Source organism: Mesorhizobium sp. INR15 (assembly GCF_015500075.1).
In the GTDB taxonomy this organism is placed as follows: Bacteria; Pseudomonadota; Alphaproteobacteria; order Rhizobiales; family Rhizobiaceae; genus Mesorhizobium.
This window is the reverse complement of the sequence record NZ_CP045496.1, coordinates 4,371,194-4,395,881: the sequence shown is the minus strand read 5'-3', so window position 1 is coordinate 4,395,881 and position 24,688 is coordinate 4,371,194. Positions and strand designations below refer to the sequence as shown.

The window sequence follows — 24,688 nt, the reverse complement described above, 5'->3', positions numbered from 1 at the left end:
GACCCTATGCCTTCTGCCCTGGCTGGGTGGAGATCGCCCTGTAGGCATGCCACGTCGCATGCCCGAGCAGCGGAAAGGTGATGATCAGCCCTAACAGCCCGGTGGCAAGACCGAGAAGCGTCAGCAAAAGCACGATTGCACCCCAGGCGATCATCACTGGACGATTGTTCCAGACCAGCGAAATGCTGGTGCCCATCGCGGTAAAGGCGTCCGTCCGCTGGTCGAGCAGCATCGGGATCGAAAAGGCGCTGATGGCGAACGAGAACGCGGCGAACACGCCGCCAACCACAGTACCGACGGCCAGCATTGCCCAGCCGATCGGAGTGGTGAAAAGCATCGGCGCCAGATGGTCAAGACCGGGAAACGGCCGCCAGCCGAAGAACAGGGCAAAGATGATGACGGCGGCACGCATCCATAGCAGCGCGAGGCCGAGCATGATGAAACCGACGAAAAGTACCTGGGCGCCGGAGGCCGGCCGCACGAAGATCATTCTGGCGAGAGAGACTGATCCGCCCAGTTCCAGCGACCGGCTCTTTTCATAGAGGCCGACCGCTATAAGCGGGCCGACCACCAGGAACGCGGCGGTTGCCGGAAACAGGATGTAATCGAGCCGAAACAGGAAAAGCCCACCGACGATCCCCGCGGACACGGCAAAGACGGCCAGCCCATAAGCGAGACTGGGGATGGGTGCCGATATGAAGTCGTGCCAGCCGGCGCGCAGCCAACCGAACGCAGCCTTGACCGGGAAACCTCTGTTGCGCGATCCGACGCGGACGAATTCTTCGCCATTGGCCAGATTGAGATCACTCATTGCCATGGTCCTTCCTGCCGTTTCGTCAGGCCGTGCATGTCGAGCGTCAGCACGAAGAGCTGGCCGCGGCGTAGCCATTTGTTGTGGTGTCACCGGGTTCCTTCAAATGCGGCACGCAGTCGGCTTGCGAGGTGAAGGACACGTACACCAGATGGAGATTGGCGGCGGCGACCAGCGCCAACCCCGCCGTGACCAGAATGAGCGCGGCAATTCGCGAACGGGAACGCGGGCGGGCCCTCCGCGGCAGAACGGAATCCTGGCTCACTGCCCCTCCTCCCGCAGAGAAAGCACATAGAGCGCGAGTATCTTGCGCTGGGTCGCGGTGAGGCGCTGCTCCCAAGTAGGCATGATGCCCTGCCGGCCGTCGAAGACTGTCGTGGTGACTGACTGAAGGTCGCCGCCATAGATCCAGTTGCTGTCCGTCAGGTCAGGCGTACCGAGGTCGAGTTTACCTTTGGCATCATCACCATGGCAGGCGACGCAGTTCTGTTTGAACACCTCTTGTCCGGCAGCAATGCTTTGCGGATCGGCACCCCGGCCATCGGTGGTGCCGCCCAGAGAGCGGACATAAGTGACAACGTCCGCAAGTTGGTTGCTGTCCAGCACCCCTTCCCGGCCGAAGGCCAGCATTTGCGAGGTCCGTGTTTCGGGATGGGTCGAGTTGATGCCGATCCGCAGGGTTTCAAAGATTGTTTCCGGCGCGCCACCCCAGAGCCAGACGCCGGCGGTGAGGTTGGGAAACCCGGGACCGCCCGTGGCTTTAGTCCCGTGGCAGGCCGCGCAATTGTCGCCAAACAGCGTGTGGCCGGTTTCGCCGACGATCTTCATCATCTCCGGGTCGGCCTGAATTGCCGCAAAATCCATTTGATCGATCTTTTGCGTCCAGGCGGAACGCTCCAGCGTCGCGTCCTTTACCAGGCGGTCGACGCTGGTCTTCTGGTCAACGCCAAGCAGGCCCTTGGTGTAGGTCCTGCCGAGTGGCCAGGCGGGCATGAGGACCCAGTAGCAGACGGCAAAAAGGATGGTGACGGCCAGGAAGAAAAACACGATGCGTGGCACCGGCGTGTAGAGTTCCTTGATGCCATTCCACTCATGACCGGTCGTGACCTGTCCCGTGACGGGATCGCGCTCGCCTATTTCCATGGCTTGTCATCTCCGTCGAGAATGCTGTCTTTCGCCCTTTCAAACCGCTTCTTGTTCGACGGCCAGAACGTATAGACGAGAACGCCAACTGCCATCGCGATCAGATAGAAAAGGCCCCAGCTTTTGGAGAAGCCGACGACGGCTTCGTGTTCCCAGCTCATTCGCCGTCCTCCGGCTGGACGACAACCTCGGCCTGGGCGGCGCCGGTCAGGTGGCCAAGGATCTGCAGATAGGCGACCAGCGCATCCATTTCGGTAACGGTCGCCGGATTGCCGTCAAAGGCCCTGACCTGAGTTGCTTGCCCGTAGCGTTTGATAACGCCGGCGGCGAAATCACCGTCCGGTGCGGTCTGGCCGAGCGCATCCTGTGTCGCGTTGGCGATCATGTCGTCGGTGTAAGGGACACCGACCTTCCGGAGAGCGGTTAGATGCTCGCCGAGATCCTCGATGCGCAGCGGATTGTCGCGCAGCCAGCCAAATTTGGGCATGATCGATTCCGGAACCACCGCTCGCGGATTGATCAGGTGGGCGACCTGCCAGGCGTCGGAATATTTTCCGCCGATGCGGGCCAGATCCGGGCCCGTGCGCTTTGATCCCCACAACATCGGATGATCGTATTTCGATTCAACGGCGAGCGAGTAAGGACCGTAGCGTTCTACTTCGTCGCGCAATGTCCGGATCATTTGCGAATGGCAGGCGTAGCAACCTTCGCGCATGTAGATGTTGCGGCCGGCCTGCTCCAGCGGGGTGTAGACCCGCATGTCCGGCGCGTTCTCGACCGTGTTGTCGATGGTGAACAGCGGAGCGATTTCCACGAAGCCGCCGATGCTGGAGACGACGACGATGGCAAGGACGAAGCCGATGGCGCTGCGTTCGATTTTGCGATGGAACTCGGGCATGATCCTCACTCCGCCGGCTGTGCGACAGGCGTCAGACGGCGCTGCGGCGTGTCATCGCCCGGTTGCAGCGCGGCTTGCGAATGGCCACGGATCGTCATCAGCATGTTGTAGGAGCCGGTGATGGCACCGAGCAGAAACAGCAGCCCGCCAAAGGCGCGCGCGATGTAATAGGGATGCATCGCGACCATGGATTCGATGAAGGAATAGCTAAGCGTTCCGCTTTCGTTGTAGGTCCGCCACATCAAGCCTTGCAGGATGCCGGAATTCCACATGGCGAAGACGTAGATGACCGTTCCCGAGATCGCTAACCAGAAGTGCACCTCGATCAGGCTGGCCGAGTACATCCGCTCGCGCTTCCACAGGGCTGGAACCAGCACGTAGAGCGAGCCGAAGGTGATCAGCGCCACCCAACCCAAGGCACCGGCATGGACGTGGCCAATGGTCCAGTCGGTATAGTGGGACAGCGCATTGACCGGACGGATCGCCATGAACGATCCCTCAAAGGTGGTCAGACCGTAGAAGACCGCCGCCGCCATCATGAAACGCAGCGTGGCGTCGTCACGCACCTTGTGCCAGGCACCGTTCAGGGTCGCGAGCGCATTTCCCGCCGAGGCCCACGATGGCACCAGGAGAGCCAACGAGAACGTCATCCCCAGCGTTTGGACCCATTGGGGCAACGCCGTGTAATGCAGGTGGTGTGACCCGGCCCACATGTACATGAACGTAATGCCCCAAAAGCTGATGATCGACAGCCGGTAGGAATAGATCGGCCGGCCGGCCCGCTTCGGCAGGTAGTAATACATCATTCCGAGGAAGCCGGAGGTGAGGAAGAACGCCACGGCGTTGTGACCGTACCACCACTGGGTCATCGCATCCTGGACGCCGGAGAAGGCCGAATAGCTCTTGGCGTGGCCGAACGACACGGGCACGGCAAGATTGTTGACGATATGGAGCACCGCCACGACCAGTATGAAGGCCATGTAATACCAGTTGGCGACATAGATATGCGGCTCCTTACGGCGAGCCAGTGTGCGGATGTAGATGGCGAAATACACCACCCAGACGATGACAAGCCAGATATCGGCGTACCATTCCGGTTCCGCATATTCCTTCGACTGCGTGACGCCCATGAAGTAGCCGGTGGCGGCGATGACGCAGAACAGATTGTAGCCAATCAGCACGAACCACGGGCTGAACTGGTCGGGCAGCCGGGCGCGCGAGGTCCGCTGCAGCACGTGGAAAGACGTGGCGATCAGCGCATTGCCGCCGAAGCCGAAGATCACCCCGCTTGTATGAACCGGCCGCAAGCGCCCGAAACTTGCCCAGGCCGCATCGAAGGTCAGATCCGGCCATGCCAGCAGGCTCGCCACCCAAAGACCGAAGAACATCCCGACCATGGCCCAGATCATGGTGAGGATGACGCCCACCTTGCTCGGGTCGTCATAGTAGTGATCCAGACGTTCAGCGGAGGGTTCCGGGGCGTAAAGTGCCGAAAGCACAAAGAAGATCATCGCAATGCTTGCGGCGAATATGATGAAGCCATGCACCGCGATCGGGTCGCCACGACCAGCAGCCGCCATAGCCAGCCCCACGACGGCCATGAGGATGAGCACGACAAGAGAAAGTTGCCGTTCGCCGGATGTGAGTTGAGCGAGCATATGCGTCCACCGTTAGATGCCCGTCGGGGCGAAATCGTCTTTAGGTTTTCGCATGGCTGCGCGGCGCTGGATTTGATCTGGCGCAAACTCCAAGCTGATTGCACGCGTTTCTAGCGGGGCGCGCCTGACAAGGTCAAGCTCAGTTGCCCCGGTGAACCGGAAGGCGAAAGAACATTGGCAGCTAAAGGCTTTTCGCGATGCGTTCAGCTCGATCAGGAAACACCGCAGCCGTTTCCGGGGCAAAGTCGTTGGCGGCTGTCTCGGCAAACAGGCCGACCCAGATGTCGAAATCGGCCACGGTCACATTCCAAGTTTCAGCGGCACCGGGCGTCAGTGATAGTCGCCGGTCTTGAGAATGACGGAGCATCAGAAGTCGGCCATATTCTCAAGATGCGGCTCCCAGTCGCTGGTGACCCCGCGCGAAGATCGGCCCGAGCCGCTCATTGTTGCGCAGTCTGAAGTAGAATTCGCCGACCGCCGCGCCAATGCTCTTCCGGTCGACCGCGGGATCGGCGCGAGACAGTTCGGCCGTTGGTCGCGCCGGGTCGGAAGAGAACGCGCTCATGTCGGGTCTTTCGGCGAGTATGTTTCTTCGTGCCTCCCACCGTAGCGAGCGGCGTCCAAAGTCAAGAAACCCCAAGCCTCAGTAGAGTGACGCGCAGGATATTGAGGTGTTCGTGGACAAGACGGAAACCAAGATTGTCGGGCGGAGTGCCAACCGAGCAGCCGCCACTCTTCCCATCGCGGATGAAGTTCGACATGTAGGTGCGGTGGAAGCCTTCGACGACGTGCACGCCGCAATTGTCGATCGAACTGGCAATGCTGATGCCGTCGGCGGCTACCGTCGCGTGGACATAGCAGGTCGATGTCCATTCCCAGACATTGCTGGCAACGTCCGCCAAGCCCTTTGAGTTGATCCCAAAAGCTCCTCGAAATCTAGGCTCGGGATCGGAAACCCGCCCGAGGGCAGCCTCGATACGATATTGGGCGAGCCAGCGCAGCGCCGGATTATTCGGATCGGTGGCGCCGCCCTCGATGTCGCTTCGAAAACGTTCGCCGGCTGCATAGGCCCATTCCGCGTCTGTCGGCAGCCGCCATCTCGCGCCCATCTGGACCGAGAACCAGGCCGCATAGGCTTCGGCATCGATGTGGCTTACGCCGGTAACGGGAAAATTCCCGTCGCCCGCGCTGTCGGCAGGTTTGCAGGCGCCGGCCGTCACGCAACGTCCGTATTCCGATCTGCTCACCTGGTATTTCATGATTTCCAAGGGAACACCGACCGTTGCCAGGATCAACGGCGCCGCAATGGGGTGGCTCTGGCTCATGAATTCGCCTGGCTGCGGATGGCGAAACGATCCGGGCGCAAGCGTTACCAGTTCGACGATCGCCAACGGTTGGCGTTCGGTCGCGGAGAACCAGTCAATCGTTGTGATCGCACCCATGACGATCAGCGCAGCGACCGCGATGCCTCCAAGGGCGACGATGGGATTGAAAGCCATGGCATCTGTCCAGTGCGTGAACCCGCCCTCGCGGAGATTCCACAAAACGCGTTCAGGATCGGATCCTCGTAACGAAGACGTAATAGCCCTTGAGCTTCGGCCTGTTTTGTCAGGTCGTCATCCCATGGTGAAATGCAGCATTTGCGCATCGCCACCTAGCTATTCTGCTACCGGCGAAAGGGACGTGAATTACCGGAAAATCGAGCTAACGGACGATCTGCCGCTATTTTGTTTCACCGCGAATAGTCTTGGCGAACAACTCGAACATGCGCGCTTGTGCGCGCGGCGGAAGCCGAACCCCGACAAGAGCATTGAGGTTTTCGGTGTCGTGACCAACCTCAATGAGGCCCACCATCCCCATGGCGAAATGCGGTTGGCACTTGAACCCGTATAACCCCGGTACGGTAAAGGTCACGGTAATCTTCTCGTTCGTCCTTCCCTTCCAACTGGAACCGCCGTCCGGTGTCATATCCAGGATTGATTCCGAGTTATGGCCCTTGTCGGTCGGCAGGAAGGTGACGGTGTCGCCTGGCATGACGCTGACGAATGCTGGCTCGAAATGCATGAGTTGGCCGCCTGGCCCCTGGTTTACCATCTGCACCTCGTAGTCTGCGGCGGACGCGGGAGCCGCGAGCATGAGTCCGCTGGCGAGAAAGGCGAATTGTGCGAACTTGTTCAATATTTCCTCCATTGTGAGTTCGCCGGAGCACGCGCGGCGCCCGGCGTTGTGAAGCACGCGTCAGGCGGTCTTGGTGAGTACGAAGAAGGCCTCCGGTGCCGGAGCGCGTCCACGGAGCGACACGGCCGCCCCGGCAGTGATGATCGTCTTCATCGTCGAGGATCTCCCTTCGAGAAGGCCAATGCTCAAGGCCTGATGGTGGCTTCCTAGCAAGGCGGTTGCACGTCGTCTTTGAGGTAGATCAAAGACCACATCACCTTGAGCCTTTATGCATCGGAATTCGACGGCCAATCGCGGCCAAGGGCAACGGAGATCGACGATGACTGAGTTTATGCATGCCAGCCGCCGGCAATTCATGATGGGAACGGCCATGCTGACGGGGGCAACAGTGCTGGCGTCGAGTTCTGACGGGATGGCGGCCAAGGCGGCGGAAGCTCAGGTCGACGGCCCCGCACCCGACCTTGCCAGCATGCAGCGCGAAAAGGTGGCGCTGGTGGACCCTCCCTTCGTGCACCCTCATGAGCAGGCGACCAAGGCGACACCCGGGATAAAGGAGTTCCGCCTGGTCATAGAGGAAAAGCCGCTGGTCATCGACCAGGACGGCACCACTTATCCAGCCATGACCTTTAATGGCACCGTGCCGGGCCCGTTGATGGTGGTGCACGAGGGCGACTATGTCGAACTGACGCTGGTCAATCCGGACACCAACGCGATGCAGCATAATATCGACTTCCATGCCGCCACCGGAGGTCTCGGGGGCGGCGCTTTGACCCTCATCAATCCGGGCGAGCAGACAGTTCTGCGCTTCAAGGCGACGCGTGCCGGTGTATTCGTCTATCATTGCGCGCCAGGCGGCCCGATGATCCCCTGGCACGTCGTCTCCGGAATGAACGGCGCCATAATGGTACTGCCGCGCGAAGGCCTCAAGGATGAAGCCGGCAATTCCCTGCGGTACGACCGCATCTATTATATAGGCGAGCAGGATTTCTACCTGCCTCGCGACAGCAAAGGCGTGTTCAAATCCTATGCGTCCCCCGGCGACGGTTATGAGGAAATCATGGAGGTGATGACCAAGCTCGTTCCCTCCCATGTGGTTTTCAATGGCGCGGCTGGGGCGCTCACCGGCGACAAGGCCATGGCGGCAAAGGTTGGAGAAACCGTCCTTATTGTCCATTCACAAGCCAACCGGGACAGCCGCCCGCACCTCATCGGAGGGCATGGAGATCATGTTTGGGAGCAGGGCAAGTTCGATAATCCACCGGCAAAGAACCTCGAAACCTGGTTCGTGCGCGGCGGTTCAGCGGCCGCGGCGCTCTACAAGTTCCGTCAGCCGGGTATCTATGCATACGTCAACCACAATCTGATCGAAGCGGTGATTCTCGGCGCCACAGCGCATTTCACGGTGGAAGGCGACTGGAACGACGACCTGATGAAGCAGGTCAGCGCCCCTGGGCCGATACCCGCCTGAAGCCAATGCTTGGGAGGTAGAGTTTATTTAGTCCGCTGCCGAATGCGTTTGGCCCGACAGGTTTGTCGCGATGATTAAATGTCTTGGCATCAATCCGGCAACGCATTTTGGGCGCGTGACTTCATTGAGAACCCGCGCTGCCTCAAGGTTGCTTGTGCGCTTTTCCTTCTTCCCGGTTCGATCATCCGAAGACCGGCGAGTTCCTGAAAGACGAACGCCCGGAAGGCACTCCCGTAACGGCAACTGATCGCCTGCCGAGATCATGACCTATCAAGTAGCGCGACCGTCTATAAGACCTGTGTCGAGGCTGGCCGCTGTCAGCCAACGGCAGAGGGGACACGCGCGATGCTGATGGAAATAGCTGTGCCAGCCGTTGGCTCACCAGCTACAGGCCGAGGTGGACCTCAGTCGCAAACCGGACCCGTTGCCCAGGAGCCGTGGCTCTTTTGGTTTGAATTCCCTGGGCCTCGCCGACTTTTCTGGTAACGTCTGGGAGTGGACCTCGACCTGCTATGTCCGCACCACGTTGGCTGCCGATGGAAGCGGTGTTGCGAGTCGGTCGACAATTGCGGCGTCCAAAGAAGGACTTCACAGAGCCTATATGTCGAACTTCGTCAGCGATGGAAAGAGCGGCGGCTGTGCCGTTGGCACGCATCCCGACAATCTGGGATTCAGGCTGGTCCGGGACCAGCGAGGATGGGTGAACCGTATCCTCCGCTACCTCGGCATTGTCTGATGAATATGGAGTGGCTGCTCCATTCGCGTTTCGACGGTCGCCGGCTCTCCCCGCCGGCTCACCGCGCCTTTGGTGTCATCAATGCGTTGCCGTAGACTAGGACGAAGCCTGCAAATGCCGCCACCCAGGCGGCGCCGGCAATGTCGATCATCACGCCAACGGGGACGAAGGCGGCCAGGATTCTCGATGATCCCGCGAGAAGGACGGCTACGAAGATAAACAAGGCGCCTGTTCCAGCCTTGAGCGCCCGCCCGGTGTGCCCGAGCGTTGCGCGGGTCATCACGGCAAGCGTCATCGCGCCGACCGCACCCGTTCCGAGCGCGTGAAGTCCCGCCGCTGCTGGTACGGCATCAGGGAAGAAGATCGATGCCGAGACGAGGGCGAGACCAACCGGCACAAAGGCATATGCAAGATGGAGTACAAGCACGAGCGGATCCCGCAATGTGCGCTCGCCAGCCCAGCGCGACAGACGGCACGTCTGGCAGATTGCGGCGACGGCCATAAGCATTCCTGAGACACTGTTGTCGGGGGCGAACGACCATGCTCCCAGCGCGACGGCTGAGATGGCTAGCGATGCAATGTCAAAACGGTCGAATGGAGCGGGCAGCCTGCCAGGATTTTCGCGGACGAGCCAGTTGCGCGTGAAGCTCGGAATGATGCGCCCACCGATCAGCGAGATGAGCATGATCGCCGCTGCCATGCCGAGCCTGCGGCTGTCGGATGTGCCTTGAAGGTGCGCCTCGATGTGGAACGCGCCGTTGGCGCCAGCCAGGACTGCAAGCGGCAGCAGCACCTTGAGATTACGCCAGTTCCGTCCCGCGACGATTTCGTGTGCCGCCGCCGCGGCGACCGCAAGCAGAAAGGCGCCATCAATCACGGCGGCGGCTTGCCAGCCGATATCCGCCGAGAAGAAGACAGAGGCGCGGCCAGCAAGCCACAGGACAACCAGCGCCAGCAAGGGCAGTCCCTGCACGGGCAGCCGGCCCGTCCAGTTAGGGATGGCGGTGAGCAGGAACCCGGTAACGATCGCCGGCAGATAGCCGAACAGCATCTCGTGGATATGCCAGTCGACCGGGGCAAACGCACTGTGGACAACAAGCTCGCCTGCATACATCGGCAGCCAGAGTAGAATGGAGAGCGCGGCATACAGCGGCCCGAGGAGGAAGAAGGGCCTGAATCCATAGGAGAGAACCGCAGGTCCGGAATAGCTCCGCAGGCGTGAAACTGCCATGACTGCATCCTCAAATGAAAAGGGCCGGATGAACCGCCGCCCTCGGTCCGTCTGGCCCGTGCCCCGCCCCCTTACGGCAGGCAGACTGTATGGTGGTCAGTTGGCCGGAACCTGGGTGAACAGGTCGGCGAACACCGTTTTTGCCTTGCCAGGATGCTTGACCGCCTTGGCGGCATCGAGATTGACCGGCTTGCCGACAACGATGAGCGCGACCATCCCCATGCCGTAATGGGGCGCGCATTTGACGCCGTAAACGCCCTCCTTCGTCAGCGTAACGGTGATTTCCTCGCTGGGCTTGCCCTTGAAAGGCTCAGCGCCATCCGGAAGCATACCCTTAATCGACTCGGCGTCGTGGGTCTTGTCGGTGGGGACGAACTTGACGGTGTCGCCAGGTGCTGCCTTGACGAAGGCCGGCTGGAAAACCATGGCGCCCTTTTCGCCCTTGTTGAGCATTTGCACCACGTGCTCTTCCGCACTTGCACCGCCGGCGAGCGCGAGGAGGGAGATTGCGGCAGCGAGGATGGAGAGTTTCATCGATTTGTCCTTTGTTTCGTCTTCGCGGCGTTGCGCCGTTCCATGCCCATTTAGCCTGATGCGGCAGAGGACAATTTGCGCTGGCGCAAACTCGGGATAAGAAAGGGCTCCCGCACGATTGACGCGGAAGGGTTCTGAGGAAATTCGCTTGGTTGCGCTGGACCGATCGCTGATATCGCGGCTGCCCCTTTTTCAGGGGATGGCGCCCAAAGAGCAAAGCGAGCTTCTCAGAGGCGCTCGATCGTCACGCTATGCCAAGGACTCAACGATCTTCGAGCAGGAAGCCGAGGCCCATTCCTTCTTCGTGCTGATCGCCGGGCACATACGGGTGGTCCGCACCACGCCTGACGGACAGCAGGTCATCGCGAGATACATAAGCGAAGGCGAGATCTTTGGCGTCGCCGCAGCGCTAGGCCGGACGACCTACCCCGCCAGCGCTGTCGCGGCGGTGGATTGCGTGGTGCTGGCCTGGGCCAATGCTCTATGGGCGGAACTGGCGCGCCGGTTCCCGGTGTTTGGGGCAACCACATACAAGACGGTTGGAACCAGGCTGCAGGAGACCCAGACGCGGGTGGTCGAGATGTCCACGGAACAGGTGGAGCAGCGGGTCGCGCATGCACTATTGCGGCTGGCAAACCAGACCGGCCGCAAGACCGACAGCGGCATCGAAATCGATTTCCCGATCTCAAGGCAAGACATCGCCGAGATGACGGGGACGACACTGCACACGGTCAGCCGCCTGCTCCAGCAAGTGGAAAGACAACGGAATAATCCTCAGCGGGCGCCAGAAAGTCACGGTCAAGGATGCGCATCGCCTTGTGGTTCTGGCCGAGAACCGGGACAAGGGCTGACCGTCACCATTTTCCTCGAACGGCCGCTTCGAGTTCGACCAGAAAGTCGCCCTCATCGATCCGATGTTCCCGGCACGCCTCGGTTACTGTATGGAATGTGCCGATCGGACAGCCGACGCAGAGCATCTTGTGTCTCAGCATCACCGCCACCGTTGCCGGCCATTTCCTCATGATTTCGTCGACGACCATATCGGGGTTGATCGAACCGCGCTGTTTCACGATGAAGTCTCCGCGATTTGCGAAGCGTCTTCATAAATCCGGCTCTGGCTTCCTTCGTTGCGCTTTCGCAACTTCGTAGTGCTGACTCCTCAGGGCCGGATTGTTTTGCGCAAGAAAAGGCGCTCGTGGAATCTACCGAGATCGAAGCCGGACCAGGTCAGATGGCGGCACCAACCACGGCGCCAATGCCGGCCGTCAGCGCCATTGCCAACGCACCCCAGAATGTGACGCGAACGGTTGCCCTCATCACATTGGCGCCGCCGGCTTTCGCGCCGATGGCACCCAGCACCGCCAGGAATAGGAGCGAGGCAACCGACACGGTTGCTGCAAGCTAGGCTGCCGGTGAAACAAGCACCATCGCCAATGGCATGGCCGCGCCAACCGAAAATGCAGCCGCGGACGCCAGCTCGGCCTGGATCGGTCTCGCCGTCGCCGCATGCGAAATACCGAGTTCGCCTGGTTAAACAGGAAGTCATGATGCGCCTGTCTATCGCAAAAGATCTCCCAGAACGCAGCCGCTCGGCCTCCGATGTGCCGACCTCGATGCCCAGCACCTCGCGCCGGCCGTCCGCGTTGACTCCGACCGCGATAATGACAGCCACGGATACGATGCGGCCGCCGCAGCGGACCTTTAGGTAAGTCGCGTCGATCCAGAGATACGGCCAGTCGCCCTCGATCGGGCGTTCGAGGAAGGCCTTCACCTTGCCATCGATCTCCTCGCACAGCCGAGAGACCTGGCTCTTGGAGGTGCCCGACATGCCCATCGCCTTGACCGGATCATCGACCGATCGCGTCGAGATGCCCTGAACATAGGCTTCCTGGATGACAGCAGTCAGCGCCTTCTCGGCCATCCGACGCGGCTCCAGAAAGCCCGGAAGTAGGAGCCTTTCCTGCGCTTCGGGATGCGCAGCTCGACGGTGCCTGCCCGCGTCTCCCAATCCCGATCGCGATGTCCGTTGCGCTGGGCCTGCGGGGTTGGTGTCGACAACCGGACCCTACCGGAAAGCGCCGATGACCACCGCGAAACCCAGACTGGAAAATATTGAAGCTCTACACCCATCTGAAGCCGGAGGCTCTCCACGCGCTGTTGGCAGCGCGGGCCGCATAGATGGGAGCGTCAAAAGGTTTTCACGATAGAACATAGAAAAAGTCGCTTTGGTCACGGGGCACAACGATTGGAAGACGGCGCGTCGATATACGCATCTCAAGCCGGAAACCCTGCACAAGATCCGTGTTGCGAGGGCAGCCTAGCCGGCGCAAGTGCGATCTGCTGTGAGCTACCAATAAAAACTTCAATGTCTGCCGCATCCTGAGGAATACCTATCAACCTCTCGCAGGCGGCTCCGTGGAAAACGCGGCGATGAGCGTATCGAGCGAGACCTTCAATGTGTTGGAAAGGTCCTGCCCTTCTGCCAAAGCGCAACATAGTGATAGAGCGCGGACGGTTCCACCGGCTTTATTCCCAGGTGAAACGCCGCGTATTCACGCGCGATGATTTCATTGGTTATCGAAATGCCCAGGCCAGCCGAAACGTATCCGGCTTCGTGACCGTTGCAATCGAATTCCACCAGGATGTCCGGCTCAACGCCGGCGAAGCGCAAGGCATTGAAGTTCATCTTGTGGGCGGCGAACTGCGGATCGATATCGACGATCGTTTCGCCTGCCAGGTCGTGAGCCTCGATACAGGTCTGTTTTGGGAAGCGATGGTCGGGATGGAAAATGCATACGTTTCGTGCCGACCCAAGCGGCGCCCATTCAAACAGACTTGGGTCCAGCGGCAGTCTCGAGATTCCGAGATCCGCCCGCCCAGCCAGGATGTGCTCGCCGATCTGCTCGCAGCTTCCCGAAATCGACCGGACATTCGAAGCGGTCTTTGAGTGGATGATCGCCACGACCTTGGGGCAAGGTCACGAAACCGAAAACAGAAGGCGCGGCAATCGCAATCCGTTGCTTTTCCTCGTTCTTCATCGCGAAGATCGACGCTTCCAGCCGATCCAGGGACGTCAGGGCAATTTCCACGTTTCGCAGGAGTTCCCAGGCCTCCTGCAAGGGGACGATGCGGTTGGCCGATCTCTTGAAGAGTGTGATGCCGAGCGTGGTCTGGAGTTGCTTCACATGTTGACTGACGGCCGGCTGGCTTATCCCGAGCGCTGCCGCTGCTCGCCTTGCCGAACCGGCGCGCAACACTTCTCTGAAGACCTTCAGTTGACGGAGCTTCAGTTCGATACCGTCCAAGCCACGGTGTACGGGACATTGGCCGTCGCTGCAGTGCAGGGTTCTTTGGGCGGGCTCATGTTCTGGATCCTCGGTTTGCCGACGCCCCTTCTTTGGGGCCTGGTGATGAGCCTGCTTTCTGTCGTGCCAGTGCTGGGTGCATTCATCGTGTGGATACCGGCGGCAATCCTCCTCCTGCTGATGGCGACTGGGCCAAGGACCCGATCCTCGCGGCTTGGGGCGGCATCGTCGTAGGCGGCATCGACAATGTCCTTCGTCCGATGTTTGTGGGAAACCAACTGAGGCTCCATACGATTCCCGCTTTCATATCGATGATAGGTGGGCTCGCTCTTTTCGGTGCTCCCGGATTCATACTCGGACCCCTGGCAGTTACAGTGACGATGCTGCTCGTCGAGGTATGGGCTTCGCGCGATAAACTCAACAATCGCAAGCAACAGGAATGACCCGTACCGAAGTGTCCTGCGGACCACCGCACGGGGCAAACGCACAGATCGAGACCAGTCGGATCCTGGGCCGCCGCTGCCCTAGACGGCGGTGCCGACCAGCCCGCCGATGCCGGCGGTGAGCGCCATGGCGAAGGCGCCCCAGAAGGTGACGCGCAGCGTTGCGCGTAGAATGTTGGCGCCGCCTGCCTTGGCGCCGACGGCACCCAGCAGAGCAAGGAAAAGCAGGGATGCCACCGAGACTGCCAGTACCAGCATGGAGGCAGGCGATATCAGCACCATGAGCAGCGGCATCGCAGCGCCGACGCTGAAGGTCGCCGCCGAGGTCAACGCCGCCTGAATCGGGCGCGCCGTGGTCATTTCGGAAATGCCGAGTTCGTCATGGGCATGCGCAGCCAGGGCATCCTTGGCCATCAGCTGGTCGGCGACCTGCCGCGCCAGACCAGGCTCCAGCCCGCGCTTGACGTAGATCTGCGCCAGTTCCTCGCGCTCGAATTCCGGCTGGGTCCTGAGTTCCTCGCGTTCGCGGGCGAGGTCGGCATTCTCGGTGTCCGACTGGGAGCTGACCGAGACATATTCACCGGCCGCCATCGACATGGCGCCCGCGACCAGCCCTGCTATGCCGGCGACCAGAACCTGCGAAGTCGGCGCGGCGGCCGACGCCACGCCGACGATCAGGCTGGCGGTCGAGACGATGCCATCATTGGCCCCCAGCACGGCGGCGCGCAGCCAGCCGATGCGCGACACAAGATGATTTTCGACATGCAGGCGGCTCATGCTTTTATCCTGATCGTGCCTTCGAGTTTCGTGGCGGCGGCGACTGTATTGGAAATCGTGCCGTACTTGCGGACGTTCTTGTGCAACAGCTCCAGCCGCTGGTCGGTTTCATCGGTGTCGATGACAAGCTCGTAGTCGATCGAGGCAATCCCCCGCGGGCTGTCGCGCCGAACCGCATGCAACGCGACCTCGACGCCGCGTAGCTTGAAATTGAGCATCGGCGTGACGCGCTCGATGCCCTTGATCATGCAGGCGGCAATCGCCGCGAGAAGCAGTTCGGCTGGATTGAAGGCGTCGGCCCGGCCCTCGAGACAGGTGTCGAGAACAAGCGCGGCGTTCTTGGTCGTGGCGACGCTGCCTTGTGCATCGGTCCGTCTGGCTTCGACCCTGTATTCGAACATTCCGTGGCCTTTCTCGCTGGCCTTGCCTGCTTGGTACAAGCGACGCCTGAGCTCTTCTGGCACCAAATCGGATGCCCGGTATTGATCGAGGTCAGATCGCGGCTGGCCGCCAAACGTCCTAGCGAACCACAAGGACCGGGATATCGGTATAGGAAAGCACTTCGGCGGTCTGGCTTCCCAAGAGCAGCTTTCTCATTCCCTGGCGCCCGTGCGAGGCCATGACGATGAGGTCGCAGCCTTCTGCCTTGGATAGCTCCAGGATCGCCTGCGCTGGTCTCTTGTTCTCTAGATGCACGACCTTGGCGTCCACGCCCAAGTCCAAAGCCGACGCCTTGCATCGATCGAGGATCTGCCCGGCAAGGCGTCGCCCTTCTTCGAGATAGGCACGGAAATTTTCGCCAGCCGAATAGCCTGACATCGGGTCTCGCCAATCGAAGAGAGGGAACGGTTCGGTCACATTCAAGAAGACAATCTTTGCCTTCAGACGGCTGGCAAGAGACAGCCCGTGCTTCACGCCGATCTCGGCCAGTTCAGATCCGTCCGTGGCGACTAACAGGTGTGCATACATCTCAATGCCTCAAAGGCCTTCGATCGCGTCTCGCAGCATGGTGCGCACCTGCTCGGCCGGACCGCGCAACGCCACGTTCTCGATCGCAGCCATCGAGGCAACCGGGTCGATCGCAGCGACTTCCACCTGCCCTTCGCCCAATTCCTGAACGATGACGTTGCAAGGCAACATCGTGCCGACCTTGTCCTCGATCGACAGCGCCTCAAGCGCCATTTTGGGATTGCAGGCACCAAGAATACGGTAGTTGCGGTAGTCAATTCCAAGTTTCTTCTTGAACGTCTCCTTGACGTCGATCTCAGTAATGATGCCGAAGCCGGCATCCTTCAGAACGGCCGTCGTGTGTTCGACCGCCGCATCGAAGCTGGAGTCCAGCGTCTTGGAAAAATGGTAACTCATGATCTTGTCCTTGTTGGTTCAGGCGAGAGCCGAGGTTGGTTCATCGGTCGTTGTGGGCTCTGCCGGCGCGCCGCTATCGGTGTCCTGCGGCGAGCCGCCGCGTAGCGCCACGTAGATCGCGGGAATGACGAGCACCGTCAGCAGCGTCGACGAGGCGAGGCCAAACAGCAGCGAGATCGCCAACCCCTGGAAAATCGGGTCGGTCAGGATAACCGCCGCCCCGATCATCGCTGCGATCGCGGTCAGCAGGATCGGCTTGAAGCGAATGGCGCCGGCCTCGAGCAGCACGTCGACCAGAGGCCTGTCAGTGCCCTTGGAGTGGCGAATGAAATCCACCAGCAGGATCGAGTTGCGCACAATGATGCCGGCAAGCGCGATGAAGCCGATCATCGAGGTGGCCGAGAACGGCGCGCCGAAGGCCCAATGGCCGAGCATGATACCGATCAGGGTCAGCGGGATCGGCGTCAGGATAACCAGCGGCAGCCTGAACGAACCGAACTGCGCGACGACGAGAATGTAGATGCCCAGGATAGCCACTATGAAGGCCGCGCCCATGTCGCGGAAGGTGACCCATGTCACTTCCCACTCCCCGTCCCACAGAAGCGTTGGCTTGGATTCGTCGTCCGGTTGCCCGTGCAACGCGATCGTCGGTTTCGGCAGGTTACCCCAATCGGCCTTGGCAATGGCATCGTTGACGGCGAGCATGCCATAAACCGGGGCTTCGAACGCGCCCGCGAGTTCCCCCATTACCATCTCCGCGGGCCGGCCGTTGTGGCGAAAGATCGGGTAGGAGGCCGCCTCGCGCGTCACCTGCACGACATCGCCGAGTTCCACCACGTCGCGTGCGCCGGGCAGCGCGTTCGCCGGCACCGGCGTCGTCAGCGCGCGCTGATCGACCACGCCGCCGCTCTTCGAGAGCGCCACGCGGATCGGGATCGGTTGGCGGCCGCCGCTGCGGTGTGAGTAGCCGACCGTCGTGCCGCCGTAGAGGTAGTTCAGCGTGTCGTACACATCGGACTGCTCGACTTTGTAATATTCGAGGTTGTCCTGGTCGATCGCCAGCCGCACGCGCTGCGGCTGGTTGTGGAAGCTGTCGTCGACGTCGACAATGAACGGAATAGAGGCGAACGTCTCGCGCACCTTTGTCGCCACCGCGCGGCGCGTCTCGGCGTCAGGCCCATAGATCTCCGCGAGCAATGTCCCCAGCACCGGCGGACCAGGCGGTGGCTCGACCACCTTGAGCACGGTGCCTTCTGGCATGGCAATGCCTCTCAGCCGTTCGCGGATGTCGAGGGCGATGGCATGGCTGGCACGGCTGCGCTCCCCCTTCCCCACTAAGTTGACCACGACGTCGCCCTGCTCAGATCCGGAGCGAAGGTAGTAATGTCGCACCAGGCCGTTGAAGTTGAAAGGCGCTGCCGTGCCGGCATAGGTCTGGAACGAAACCACCTCGGCCACCCCAGCGAGACGATCCACCACAGCCTGCAACAGCCGGTTTGTGTCCTCGACCGAGGAGCCTTTGGGCAGGTCCGCAACCACCTGCAATTCGGTCTTGTTATCGAACGGCAGCAGCTTGACCGTGACGTGCTTGGAATAGATGAGGACCATCGAAGCCATGGTCGCGGCGCCGACGACAAGCAGGAAGGTCCATGACCGGAACCGCGACTTCAGGACGGGCCTTGCGACTGCGATATAGGCGCGGCCGAGCGCGCCACCGGGCGTACCGGCATCATGGGCATGCGCCGAGGCTTGGCCCGTCTTGCCGAATTTCATCATCAGCCAAGGCGTCAGCGTCACCGCGATAAAGAAGGAGAACAGCATTGCCGCCGATGCGTTGGCTGGGATAGGGCTCATGTACGGGCCCATCAGACCAGACACGAACAGCATTGGCAGGAGCGCCGCGATCACGGTGAGCGTCGCCACGATGGTCGGATTGCCGACCTCGGCCACGGCGTCGATCGCCGCCTGCTTGCGGGACCTCCCATCATCCATGGCCCAATGCCGGGCAATGTTCTCGATCACCACGATCGCATCGTCGACGAGGATGCCGATGGAAAAGATCAGCGCGAACAGGCTGACGCGGTTCAGGGTATAGCCCATGATGCGCGAGGCAAACAACGTGAGCAGGATCGTCGTCGGGATGACAACGGCCACAACCAGTGCCTCTCGCCAACCGATGGCGATTGCGACCAGCACGACAATGGAGATCGTGGCAAGGCCGAAGTGGAAGAGCAGTTCGTTCGCCTTCTCGTTCGCGGTCTGGCCGTAGTCGCGGGTCACGACCATCTCGACGTCCTTCGGGAAGATTTCACCCCGCACCTGGTCAAGACGTTTGACGATCGTATCGGCAATGACAACGGCGTTCGTGCCAGGCCGCTTGGCAACAGCCAGCGACACGGCCGGGGCCCGATCAAGTCCCTTGTCGGACTTGACGATGTTGGTGACCCGGTTCTCGGCCGGCGAGGTCGCCAACACGATTCTGGCCACGTCGCGCACATAGACCGGCCGCCCGTCCCGCGCGGTCAGAAGCAGATTGCCGATGTCGGCGAGCGTCTGCAGGGTCTGGCCGGCGACCAGCACGCGCTGCTTACCCTCGTCGCGCACCGTGCCGATCTGGAAGGATCTGTTGGCGCCGGCGACCTTGGCCGTCAACTGCTGCAGCGTGATGCCGTAAAGAGAGAGTTTTTCCGGATCCGGCTCGACCTGGATCGCTTCCGGCTGTTCGCCGACGATATAAGTCAGGCCAATATCCGGCAGCTTGGCGACCTCTACCTGAAGTTCATGCGCAAGCCGCGTGAGATCGGCCGAGGAATAGCGAGCGGCCGCCTCGGGCGTCGGTGTCAATGTCACCACCACAATCGCGACGTCGTCGATGCCACGCCCGACGATGAGCGGTTCGGGGATGCCGACCGGGATGCGATCCATATTGGCGCGTACCTTGTCGTGAACGCGCAAAACGGCGGCGTCGGAACTAGTTCCGACCTTGAAGCGTGCCGTCACCAGCGCGCCGTCGTCTACGGTTTGCGAATAAACGTGCTCGACACCGTCGATGCCCTTGATGATGGTTTCCAGCGGTTCGGTCACGAGCTTGACCGCATCCTCCGCCTTCAGCCCATTGGCCGCGACATGGATGTCTACCATGGGCACGGAAATCTGCGGCTCCTCCTCGCGTGGCAGCGTGGCGAGGGCTACAAGCCCGAGTGCCAGCGCCGCCAACAGGAAGAGCGGGGTCAGCGGCGAGGCGATGAACGAGCGAGTCAGCCCGCCGGCAATGCCAAGTTTCATGGCAGGACAACTTTGTCGCCTTCGGCGAGGCCGGTAAGGACCTCGACCCGTGGCTGTCCGCCATCCTCGTATCGCTCGCCGAGCACGACTGCGACGCCGAGCGGTCCGCCCGCCGTATGGACTGTGACGTAGTCGATCCCATGCACCGTGCTGACCGCCTGCGGCGGCACGCCGAGAATGGTCCGCTTCGCGACAGGGATCGACACCAGCGTGCGCTCGTTGACGAAGAAGCTGCCGATGTCGGCGACCTCGACATCGGCGATGACGCGGCCGTTCTCAATCTCCGGATAGACCTTGGCTATGCGGCCCTGACGGGCCTTGACGAAGCCGCCATCCGCACCGGCGCCGCGTTCGGCGATATCGACCTGGGCACCCTCGGTGATCTCCGTCGCATGCCGCTCCGGCAGCGACAGTCGCAGATAGTATTGGCCCGAGGCGACCCGGGCGACCGGTTCGCCCGCCATGATCACAGAGCCGGCCGTCACTGGAACCGTCAGCACTCGACCATCGGCCGGTGCAAGGGTGTCGCCTTCCTTGGCGCTCTGCTGGGTAACGGCCTTTTCGGCAACCGCGGCCGCCAGCTGAGCAGTGATGACGTCGAACTGGGTCTGAGCCGCATCGACCCGGCTCTGGGTCGCGGCACCCTTGGCCAGCAAATCCTGGGCGCGCTGCAGATCGGTCTTGGCATTCTCCATCTGGGAATTGAGAGCGCCGATCTTGGCATCGGCTGTGAGAAGCTGCAGAGCTATCTTGTCGTCGACGACGGTGGCGACGACATCACCCTTCTTGACGACCTGGCCTTCCGTCACCCGCACCTCGGTGATGGTTCCCGAAATGCGCGCGCGTGCCGGCACGATCGTGCGGCTTTCGACCTGGCCGAAAACGGCCTTCATCTCGGGGATGGTGGCGGCCGCGACCGTGAAGTCCCCGGCAAGAGCGCCACCGCTGGCGAGCAGCGTGATGCCGAGCAGAAGCCCGTTGGCCAGGAAGAATCGTACGTATCTCATCGCAATGTGCCGTTCTCGGAACGAGTTGAAAGGACGGGAGGCGCGAAGGCGCCTCCCGTGTGGGACGCCAATCCTGGAAAGTCGGGGGCTACTTGAAGGCGACGCCGCTCTTGCAGCCGACTTTCTTGAAGACGATCGCCGCCGGGCACCAGCCCGTCACCGAAGCCTGCACCATATTGAGCCCGGCAAAGGCGGTTAGCAGGAACCAGTAGGGCGAATAGTAATAGCCGAGCGCGACGGAGATCAGCACCATGAACCCCGCGAACATCAGAACTGCCTTGTCGATCGTCATAATCTCGTCTCCTGAAATCTGGGCCGTGCCTATTCGGCAGGCTCCATGTGAATGGCCTTGAGCTTCTTGATACCGAGCAAGTCGAGTGCCAGTCCCTCGTAGAAGGTCTCGCTCTTGCCCTGACGGACCTTGTGCAGGAAGTATTTCTCGAACCCCACTTTGGCTGCGTGCACCCACTTGCCCTGCGATGACCAGTTGACGTTGCGTGGCGGGATCTGCGGCTGCGCCACGAAGGCGATGCCTTCGTCGCCGAAGTCGGCCAGGCAGACCGCATTCCAGGTCGCGACAGCCCGCGGTTCCTCGCCGCGCAGCAGTGAGCCAATGTTTTCCGCCGTCGCCGTGACCATGGATTCGATCATGAAGCCGGTCTTTGGAACACCAACCGGCAGCGGCGTCTTACCGACTGGAGGAATGGCGACGCAGACGCCGATCGAAAAGATGTTCGGATAGGTCTGGTTCCGCTGATGCTTGTCGATCGTGACGAACCCGCGCGGATTGACCAGGCCCTCTATGTCCTTCACCGCCGGCACGCCACGGAAAGCCGGAAGCATCATCGAGAAGGTGAACGGCAGGTCGTGCGTGGCCTTCACCGAACCGTCCTCGTTAACTTCCTCCACATGCATGGTTCCAGCGTCGACTGACGACACCTTGGCGTTCGTGATCCACTTGATGTGCCGATCGCGCATGGCACTCTCGAGCAGGCCCTTGGTATCGCCGACGCCGTCCAGGCCGAGATGACCGATATAGGGCTCCGGCGTCACGAACGTCATCGGCACCCGGTCGCGCACCTTGGCCCTCCGTAGCGCGGTGTCGAGGATGAAGGCGAATTCGTAGGCGGGTCCGTAGCAGGATGCCCCCTGGACGGCGCCGACGATCACAGGACCCGGATTGCGGACGAGTTCATCGACCTTCGCCTTGGTGACGGTCGCATGGTCGATGTGGCAGATCGACTGCGTATATCCAGCAGGCCCGAGGCCGGGCACCTCATCGAACGCAAGATCTGGCCCGGTCGCTATGATCAGGTAGTCGTAATCGACAAACGCACCGTCGTTGAGCTCGATCCGGTTTTCCTTCGGATACACTTTCTTGGCGCCCTCGGGTTTGAGCGCGATGTTGCGTCGCTGGAAAATTGCGGCGAGATCGACCGTGATGTCGTCGCGCTTGCGCCAGCCGACTGCCACCCAGGGATTGGAAGGCACAAAGGAATAGGATGTGCCGAGATTGACGACGGTCAGGCTGTCCTCGCGGCGCAGCTTCTCTCGCATTTCATAGGCCATGATGGTTCCGCCAAGACCGGCTCCAAGGACGACGATGTGTGACATGGGGTTCCTCCCGATGTTTCGTTCCAGCAAACTGACAGCAAGGCAGCAGGCCTGTGTTGATCTGGCTCAAGTCGTGCCGTTCGCAAGCCAGGCTCATGGGCTTGCATTTAACATTCAAAGATTATAAATTCAAGAGTATGAATGTAAGAGAGATGATCCCGGCTTCGGGAAAGGCAGCGGACTTGCTCAGGAGCCTATCACATCCGCAACGGCTGCTGGTCCTTTGCGCGTTGGGGAAGGATGAGCGCTCGGTGTCGGAGCTGCGCGAACTGCTGGGCATTGACCAGGTGCCAATGTCGCAGCAGCTCATGCGGTTGCGCGCTGACGGCCTGGTTGAATCGCGCCGCGATGGCACGACCGTCTACTACCGCATCACCCGGCCAGAAGTCCTCACGGTTGTCGAAGCGCTTCACTCGGCTTTCTGTTCGTGACGGTAAGCGATGGCGAAGAACCTTCGCTGTCGCTCGCCTTGGCCAAATTGAGCAGAGGCCTCGAGGATCTCAAAGGCGGCACCAGGCCGGATCGGCAGGAAACAGGAGAATTACAATGTTTGGATTTGGAGCGCGGTCGGCAGCCAGGACCCTGACCCCGACGCAAGTGCGCCAGATGGGTGACGCCGTCACGCTTGTGGACGTCAGGGAGGACGGCGAGTGGGCGTCTGGGCATATAGCCGGCGCCATCCATATACCTTTGGGCAGGCTTCGGGACGAGATGGACCGCATTCCATCCGGCAAACCCGTCGTGTTTTATTGCCACGCCGGCGGCCGGTCATCGCAAGCGATTGCCATCGCCATGGCGGCAGGACAGGCGCACGACACACATATGGGCGGCGGCATCAGCGCCTGGCGTGCGCAAGGGCTCCCGTCATCAAGTTGAGAAGCGACGGCGTTTCCGATCGGAGGTTTGATTTCGGCGACTCACGGTGCTTCCAAGTGTTCAATTTGTTCGGAGGGCTGCGCGCGAACCGCGCGCAATTCATACCAGAGGGCATTCAGGATGCCGACCGTGGTGGCCAGTCCGAGGCCGAGGATCCAGGCGAAGTACCACATCGTTGCAATCTCCAGTCTCTGATTCAATAAGCCGAAGAACCGGCGCCGCGCACGGAAGCTTCGCTGACCTTCCCCCAAAGCACGCTGTAGACCCACGCCGTGTAGGCGAGGATGAGCGGCAGGAAGATCACGGTTGCGATCAGCATGTTGCGCAGCGTCGCCCGGCTTGAGGATGCGTCGAACACGGCAAGCGAATGGCCCGGATTCGTGCTCGACGGCAGGATGATCGGGAACATCGCAAGACCGACAGTCGCGATGATGCAGAAAATGCCAAGTTTCGACGCCAGGAAGGTGAGGCCTTCGCGTCGCGCCCTGAACCCGGCGGCGGCGCTCAGCGGCGCCACGATACCCAGCGCGGGCACCAGGCACAGAGCCGGCGTGGCGTAGAAGTTGCGCAGCCAGCCGTTCGCGTTTGCGATCACGGTCTTGCCAAGCGGATTGGACGGGCCATCCCAGACGACGGCGCTCGTCACCTCATAGCCGCCTAGCAGCCCGAGCCAGACAAGCACACCGCCGCCGGCGAACAGAACAGCAGCGGCCAGCGCGGCCTTGCCGCCAATGATGCGGGCGCGGTCAGCCACCGGCCCTTCCGCCTTAAAGGCCAGCCACGCCGCGCCGTGCATGACAAGCATGGAAAGCGAAACAAGGCCGCAATAGAGCGCCACCGGATTGAGCAGGCCGAACAGGGTACCCTCGTAGAACGGCCGCAAGTCGGTGGAGAAATGGAACGGCACACCTCTCAGGGCATTGCCCACCGCCACGCCGAAGATGAGCGCCGGCACGGCGCCGCCGATGAACACCGCCCAGTCCCAGTTCGAACGCCAGCGGGCGTCTTCCCGCTTGGAACGGTACTTGAAGGCAACCGGCCGCAGGATCATCGCGAACAGAACCAGGAACATGGCGAGGTAGAAGCCGGAGAAGCTCAACGCGTAGAGCGCCGGCCACGCAGCGAAGATGGCGCCGCCGCCGAGCACGAACCAGACCTGATTGCCCTCCCAGACCGGTCCGATGGTGTTGATGGCAACGCGCCGCTCGATGTCTGTTTTTGCGACGAAGGGCAGCAATGCCCCGACACCCATGTCAAAGCCGTCCGTGACCGCGAAGCCGATCAAAAGGACGCCAAGAAGCACCCACCATATGATCCGCAGGGTTTCATAGTTGAAGAGAAAATCGATCATAGTCGTTG

Annotated in this window: 31 protein-coding genes and 3 pseudogenes; 7 read left to right on the top strand and 27 right to left on the bottom strand. The window is 61.2% G+C overall.

Translation table 11 applies throughout. From position 1 onward, the window contains the following. Window positions 1-4: 4 nt before the first annotated feature. From GA829_RS21370 to GA829_RS36760, 10 genes are all read right to left on the bottom strand, one after another. Complete coding sequence (locus GA829_RS21370) at window positions 5-811, bottom strand: DUF2189 domain-containing protein (RefSeq protein WP_195174641.1); 807 nt, start codon at window positions 809-811, stop codon at window positions 5-7. Between the two features lie 46 nt (window positions 812-857). Next, window positions 858-1,076, bottom strand: coding sequence for a hypothetical protein (locus tag GA829_RS21365; RefSeq protein ID WP_258051812.1), 219 nt, complete (start codon window positions 1,074-1,076; stop codon window positions 858-860). Then, the gene (ccoP, locus tag GA829_RS21360; protein ID WP_195174640.1) at window positions 1,073-1,954 is read right to left on the bottom strand and encodes a cytochrome-c oxidase, cbb3-type subunit III; all 882 of its coding nucleotides are present in this window, start codon (window positions 1,952-1,954) and stop codon (window positions 1,073-1,075) included. Before ccoP ends, GA829_RS21365 begins: the two co-directional genes overlap by 4 nt. Further along, complete coding sequence (locus tag GA829_RS21355; RefSeq protein ID WP_195174639.1) at window positions 1,945-2,115, bottom strand: cbb3-type cytochrome c oxidase subunit 3; 171 nt, start codon at window positions 2,113-2,115, stop codon at window positions 1,945-1,947. Before GA829_RS21355 ends, ccoP begins: the two co-directional genes overlap by 10 nt. Further along, window positions 2,112-2,852 (bottom strand): cytochrome-c oxidase, cbb3-type subunit II, encoded by a 741-nt coding sequence (gene ccoO, locus GA829_RS21350; protein ID WP_195174638.1) that lies wholly within the window; start codon window positions 2,850-2,852, stop codon window positions 2,112-2,114. The genes GA829_RS21355 and ccoO overlap by 4 nt, the downstream gene beginning before the upstream one ends. A gap of 5 nt (window positions 2,853-2,857) precedes the next feature. Next, the gene (gene ccoN, locus GA829_RS21345; RefSeq protein ID WP_195174637.1) at window positions 2,858-4,510 is read right to left on the bottom strand and encodes a cytochrome-c oxidase, cbb3-type subunit I; all 1,653 of its coding nucleotides are present in this window, start codon (window positions 4,508-4,510) and stop codon (window positions 2,858-2,860) included. Window positions 4,511-4,895: 385 nt separating this feature from the next. Next, window positions 4,896-5,075: a globin family protein gene (locus tag GA829_RS36765; protein ID WP_258051811.1), complete on the bottom strand. Its 180-nt coding sequence runs from the start codon at window positions 5,073-5,075 to the stop codon at window positions 4,896-4,898. 61 nt (window positions 5,076-5,136) lie between these two features. Further along, window positions 5,137-6,009, bottom strand: coding sequence for an SUMF1/EgtB/PvdO family nonheme iron enzyme (locus GA829_RS21335; RefSeq protein WP_195174636.1), 873 nt, complete (start codon window positions 6,007-6,009; stop codon window positions 5,137-5,139). A 223-nt stretch (window positions 6,010-6,232) separates the two neighbouring features. Then, window positions 6,233-6,646 (bottom strand): pseudoazurin, encoded by a 414-nt coding sequence (locus tag GA829_RS21330; protein ID WP_258052353.1) that lies wholly within the window; start codon window positions 6,644-6,646, stop codon window positions 6,233-6,235. A gap of 102 nt (window positions 6,647-6,748) precedes the next feature. Beyond that, window positions 6,749-6,877, bottom strand: coding sequence for a hypothetical protein (locus tag GA829_RS36760; protein ID WP_258051810.1), 129 nt, complete (start codon window positions 6,875-6,877; stop codon window positions 6,749-6,751). 181 nt (window positions 6,878-7,058) lie between these two features. Here GA829_RS36760 and nirK point away from each other — a divergent pair, with 181 nt between their 5' ends. Then, entirely contained in the window at window positions 7,059-8,156 is a 1,098-nt protein-coding gene (gene nirK, locus GA829_RS21325) for a copper-containing nitrite reductase (RefSeq protein WP_195179757.1), read from the top strand. 397 nt (window positions 8,157-8,553) lie between these two features. Beyond that, a complete protein-coding gene (locus GA829_RS21320) occupies window positions 8,554-8,892 on the top strand; it encodes an SUMF1/EgtB/PvdO family nonheme iron enzyme (RefSeq protein ID WP_195179756.1) in 339 nt (112 codons plus the stop codon). Between the two features lie 58 nt (window positions 8,893-8,950). On the opposite strand, the gene GA829_RS21315 is transcribed toward GA829_RS21320, so the two are convergent. Together GA829_RS21315 and GA829_RS21310 are read right to left on the bottom strand one after the other, a co-directional pair. After that, window positions 8,951-10,123, bottom strand: a complete 1,173-nt coding sequence (locus tag GA829_RS21315) for an NnrS family protein (RefSeq protein ID WP_195174634.1) — start codon at window positions 10,121-10,123, stop codon at window positions 8,951-8,953. Between the two features lie 96 nt (window positions 10,124-10,219). Then, window positions 10,220-10,657 carry a pseudoazurin gene (locus GA829_RS21310; RefSeq protein WP_127259130.1) on the bottom strand — a complete coding sequence of 146 codons (438 nt, stop codon included), beginning with the start codon at window positions 10,655-10,657 and terminating at the stop codon, window positions 10,220-10,222. Window positions 10,658-10,805: 148 nt separating this feature from the next. Here GA829_RS21310 and GA829_RS21305 point away from each other — a divergent pair. Next, a pseudogene (locus GA829_RS21305) lies at window positions 10,806-11,508 on the top strand (Crp/Fnr family transcriptional regulator). A 3-nt stretch (window positions 11,509-11,511) separates the two neighbouring features. Here the strand turns inward: GA829_RS21305 and GA829_RS37335 are convergent. The 5 genes and pseudogenes from GA829_RS37335 to GA829_RS37325 form a co-directional block, all read right to left on the bottom strand. After that, window positions 11,512-11,649, bottom strand: coding sequence for a hypothetical protein (locus GA829_RS37335; protein WP_308462345.1), 138 nt, complete (start codon window positions 11,647-11,649; stop codon window positions 11,512-11,514). 235 nt (window positions 11,650-11,884) lie between these two features. Then, window positions 11,885-12,181, bottom strand: a pseudogene (locus tag GA829_RS36755) (VIT1/CCC1 transporter family protein); the annotation flags it as partial. A gap of 64 nt (window positions 12,182-12,245) precedes the next feature. Beyond that, a pseudogene (locus tag GA829_RS21295) lies at window positions 12,246-12,691 on the bottom strand (IS256 family transposase); the annotation flags it as partial. A gap of 418 nt (window positions 12,692-13,109) precedes the next feature. Continuing rightward, window positions 13,110-13,541, bottom strand: a complete 432-nt coding sequence (locus tag GA829_RS37330) for a LysR family transcriptional regulator substrate-binding protein (protein ID WP_308462344.1) — start codon at window positions 13,539-13,541, stop codon at window positions 13,110-13,112. Further along, entirely contained in the window at window positions 13,483-13,914 is a 432-nt protein-coding gene (locus tag GA829_RS37325) for a LysR family transcriptional regulator (RefSeq protein ID WP_308462072.1), read from the bottom strand. Before GA829_RS37325 ends, GA829_RS37330 begins: the two co-directional genes overlap by 59 nt. Between GA829_RS37325 and GA829_RS36750 the strand changes: the two genes are divergently transcribed. Both GA829_RS36750 and GA829_RS36745 read left to right on the top strand, forming a co-directional pair. Next, a complete protein-coding gene (locus GA829_RS36750; protein ID WP_258051808.1) occupies window positions 13,843-14,196 on the top strand; it encodes an AI-2E family transporter in 354 nt (117 codons plus the stop codon). The genes GA829_RS37325 and GA829_RS36750 overlap by 72 nt on opposite strands. A 26-nt stretch (window positions 14,197-14,222) precedes the next feature. Continuing rightward, window positions 14,223-14,405: a hypothetical protein gene (locus tag GA829_RS36745; RefSeq protein ID WP_258051807.1), complete on the top strand. Its 183-nt coding sequence runs from the start codon at window positions 14,223-14,225 to the stop codon at window positions 14,403-14,405. Window positions 14,406-14,486: 81 nt separating this feature from the next. Here the strand turns inward: GA829_RS36745 and GA829_RS21280 are convergent, their stop codons facing one another. The 8 genes from GA829_RS21280 to GA829_RS21245 form a co-directional block, all read right to left on the bottom strand. Next, window positions 14,487-15,182, bottom strand: a complete 696-nt coding sequence (locus tag GA829_RS21280; RefSeq protein WP_195174633.1) for a VIT1/CCC1 transporter family protein — start codon at window positions 15,180-15,182, stop codon at window positions 14,487-14,489. Beyond that, entirely contained in the window at window positions 15,179-15,583 is a 405-nt protein-coding gene (locus GA829_RS21275) for an OsmC family protein (protein ID WP_195174632.1), read from the bottom strand. Before GA829_RS21275 ends, GA829_RS21280 begins: the two co-directional genes overlap by 4 nt. Window positions 15,584-15,701: 118 nt before the next feature. Then, window positions 15,702-16,151, bottom strand: coding sequence for a universal stress protein (locus GA829_RS21270; RefSeq protein WP_195174631.1), 450 nt, complete (start codon window positions 16,149-16,151; stop codon window positions 15,702-15,704). A 9-nt stretch (window positions 16,152-16,160) separates the two neighbouring features. Then, complete coding sequence (locus tag GA829_RS21265) at window positions 16,161-16,547, bottom strand: DUF302 domain-containing protein (RefSeq protein WP_195174630.1); 387 nt, start codon at window positions 16,545-16,547, stop codon at window positions 16,161-16,163. Window positions 16,548-16,565: 18 nt separating this feature from the next. Continuing rightward, on the bottom strand, window positions 16,566-19,832 hold the full coding sequence (locus GA829_RS21260) for an efflux RND transporter permease subunit (protein ID WP_195174629.1): 3,267 nt from the start codon (window positions 19,830-19,832) through the stop codon (window positions 16,566-16,568). Next, entirely contained in the window at window positions 19,829-20,839 is a 1,011-nt protein-coding gene (locus tag GA829_RS21255; RefSeq protein ID WP_195174628.1) for an efflux RND transporter periplasmic adaptor subunit, read from the bottom strand. Before GA829_RS21255 ends, GA829_RS21260 begins: the two co-directional genes overlap by 4 nt. Window positions 20,840-20,927: 88 nt before the next feature. Further along, on the bottom strand, window positions 20,928-21,131 hold the full coding sequence (locus GA829_RS21250) for a YgaP family membrane protein (RefSeq protein ID WP_027051833.1): 204 nt from the start codon (window positions 21,129-21,131) through the stop codon (window positions 20,928-20,930). A 29-nt stretch (window positions 21,132-21,160) separates the two neighbouring features. Continuing rightward, window positions 21,161-22,453, bottom strand: a complete 1,293-nt coding sequence (locus GA829_RS21245) for an NAD(P)/FAD-dependent oxidoreductase (RefSeq protein ID WP_195174627.1) — start codon at window positions 22,451-22,453, stop codon at window positions 21,161-21,163. Between the two features lie 56 nt (window positions 22,454-22,509). On the opposite strand from GA829_RS21245, the gene GA829_RS21240 reads away from it, so the two are divergent. Together GA829_RS21240 and GA829_RS21235 are read left to right on the top strand one after the other, a co-directional pair. Continuing rightward, the gene (locus GA829_RS21240) at window positions 22,510-22,884 is read left to right on the top strand and encodes an ArsR/SmtB family transcription factor (RefSeq protein ID WP_258051806.1); all 375 of its coding nucleotides are present in this window, start codon (window positions 22,510-22,512) and stop codon (window positions 22,882-22,884) included. 115 nt (window positions 22,885-22,999) lie between these two features. Beyond that, on the top strand, window positions 23,000-23,329 hold the full coding sequence (locus GA829_RS21235) for a rhodanese-like domain-containing protein (protein WP_195174626.1): 330 nt from the start codon (window positions 23,000-23,002) through the stop codon (window positions 23,327-23,329). A gap of 41 nt (window positions 23,330-23,370) precedes the next feature. Here the strand turns inward: GA829_RS21235 and cydX are convergent, their stop codons facing one another. Both cydX and cydB read right to left on the bottom strand, forming a co-directional pair. After that, a complete protein-coding gene (gene cydX / locus GA829_RS21230; protein WP_091586179.1) occupies window positions 23,371-23,502 on the bottom strand; it encodes a cytochrome bd-I oxidase subunit CydX in 132 nt (43 codons plus the stop codon). 23 nt (window positions 23,503-23,525) lie between these two features. After that, complete coding sequence (gene cydB, locus GA829_RS21225; protein ID WP_195174625.1) at window positions 23,526-24,680, bottom strand: cytochrome d ubiquinol oxidase subunit II; 1,155 nt, start codon at window positions 24,678-24,680, stop codon at window positions 23,526-23,528. Between the last annotated feature and the right edge of the window lie 8 nt (window positions 24,681-24,688).

Excerpts from the sequence above, each read along its gene's own strand:
- GA829_RS21370 (WP_195174641.1), bottom strand. The coding sequence starts at position 811 with ATGAGTGATCTCAATCTGGCCAATGGCGAAGAATTCGTCCGCGTCGGA.
- ccoP (WP_195174640.1), bottom strand. The coding sequence starts at position 1,954 with ATGGAAATAGGCGAGCGCGATCCCGTCACGGGACAGGTCACGACCGGT.
- GA829_RS21355 (WP_195174639.1), bottom strand. The coding sequence starts at position 2,115 with ATGAGCTGGGAACACGAAGCCGTCGTCGGCTTCTCCAAAAGCTGGGGC.
- ccoO (WP_195174638.1), bottom strand. The coding sequence starts at position 2,852 with ATGCCCGAGTTCCATCGCAAAATCGAACGCAGCGCCATCGGCTTCGTC.
- ccoN (WP_195174637.1), bottom strand. The coding sequence starts at position 4,510 with ATGCTCGCTCAACTCACATCCGGCGAACGGCAACTTTCTCTTGTCGTG.
- GA829_RS36765 (WP_258051811.1), bottom strand. The coding sequence starts at position 5,075 with ATGAGCGCGTTCTCTTCCGACCCGGCGCGACCAACGGCCGAACTGTCT.
- GA829_RS21335 (WP_195174636.1), bottom strand. The coding sequence starts at position 6,009 with ATGGCTTTCAATCCCATCGTCGCCCTTGGAGGCATCGCGGTCGCTGCG.
- GA829_RS21330 (WP_258052353.1), bottom strand. The coding sequence starts at position 6,646 with ATGCTCGCGGCTCCCGCGTCCGCCGCAGACTACGAGGTGCAGATGGTA.
- nirK (WP_195179757.1), top strand. The coding sequence starts at position 7,059 with ATGCTGACGGGGGCAACAGTGCTGGCGTCGAGTTCTGACGGGATGGCG.
- GA829_RS21315 (WP_195174634.1), bottom strand. The coding sequence starts at position 10,123 with ATGGCAGTTTCACGCCTGCGGAGCTATTCCGGACCTGCGGTTCTCTCC.
- GA829_RS21310 (WP_127259130.1), bottom strand. The coding sequence starts at position 10,657 with ATGAAACTCTCCATCCTCGCTGCCGCAATCTCCCTCCTCGCGCTCGCC.
- GA829_RS37335 (WP_308462345.1), bottom strand. The coding sequence starts at position 11,649 with ATGCTGAGACACAAGATGCTCTGCGTCGGCTGTCCGATCGGCACATTC.
- GA829_RS36750 (WP_258051808.1), top strand. The coding sequence starts at position 13,843 with ATGTTGACTGACGGCCGGCTGGCTTATCCCGAGCGCTGCCGCTGCTCG.
- GA829_RS36745 (WP_258051807.1), top strand. The coding sequence starts at position 14,223 with ATGTTTGTGGGAAACCAACTGAGGCTCCATACGATTCCCGCTTTCATA.
- GA829_RS21280 (WP_195174633.1), bottom strand. The coding sequence starts at position 15,182 with ATGAGCCGCCTGCATGTCGAAAATCATCTTGTGTCGCGCATCGGCTGG.
- GA829_RS21275 (WP_195174632.1), bottom strand. The coding sequence starts at position 15,583 with ATGTTCGAATACAGGGTCGAAGCCAGACGGACCGATGCACAAGGCAGC.
- GA829_RS21270 (WP_195174631.1), bottom strand. The coding sequence starts at position 16,151 with ATGTATGCACACCTGTTAGTCGCCACGGACGGATCTGAACTGGCCGAG.
- GA829_RS21265 (WP_195174630.1), bottom strand. The coding sequence starts at position 16,547 with ATGAGTTACCATTTTTCCAAGACGCTGGACTCCAGCTTCGATGCGGCG.
- GA829_RS21260 (WP_195174629.1), bottom strand. The coding sequence starts at position 19,832 with ATGAAACTTGGCATTGCCGGCGGGCTGACTCGCTCGTTCATCGCCTCG.
- GA829_RS21255 (WP_195174628.1), bottom strand. The coding sequence starts at position 20,839 with ATGAGATACGTACGATTCTTCCTGGCCAACGGGCTTCTGCTCGGCATC.
- GA829_RS21250 (WP_027051833.1), bottom strand. The coding sequence starts at position 21,131 with ATGACGATCGACAAGGCAGTTCTGATGTTCGCGGGGTTCATGGTGCTG.
- GA829_RS21245 (WP_195174627.1), bottom strand. The coding sequence starts at position 22,453 with ATGTCACACATCGTCGTCCTTGGAGCCGGTCTTGGCGGAACCATCATG.
- GA829_RS21235 (WP_195174626.1), top strand. The coding sequence starts at position 23,000 with ATGTTTGGATTTGGAGCGCGGTCGGCAGCCAGGACCCTGACCCCGACG.
- cydX (WP_091586179.1), bottom strand. The coding sequence starts at position 23,502 with ATGTGGTACTTCGCCTGGATCCTCGGCCTCGGACTGGCCACCACGGTC.
- cydB (WP_195174625.1), bottom strand. The coding sequence starts at position 24,680 with ATGATCGATTTTCTCTTCAACTATGAAACCCTGCGGATCATATGGTGG.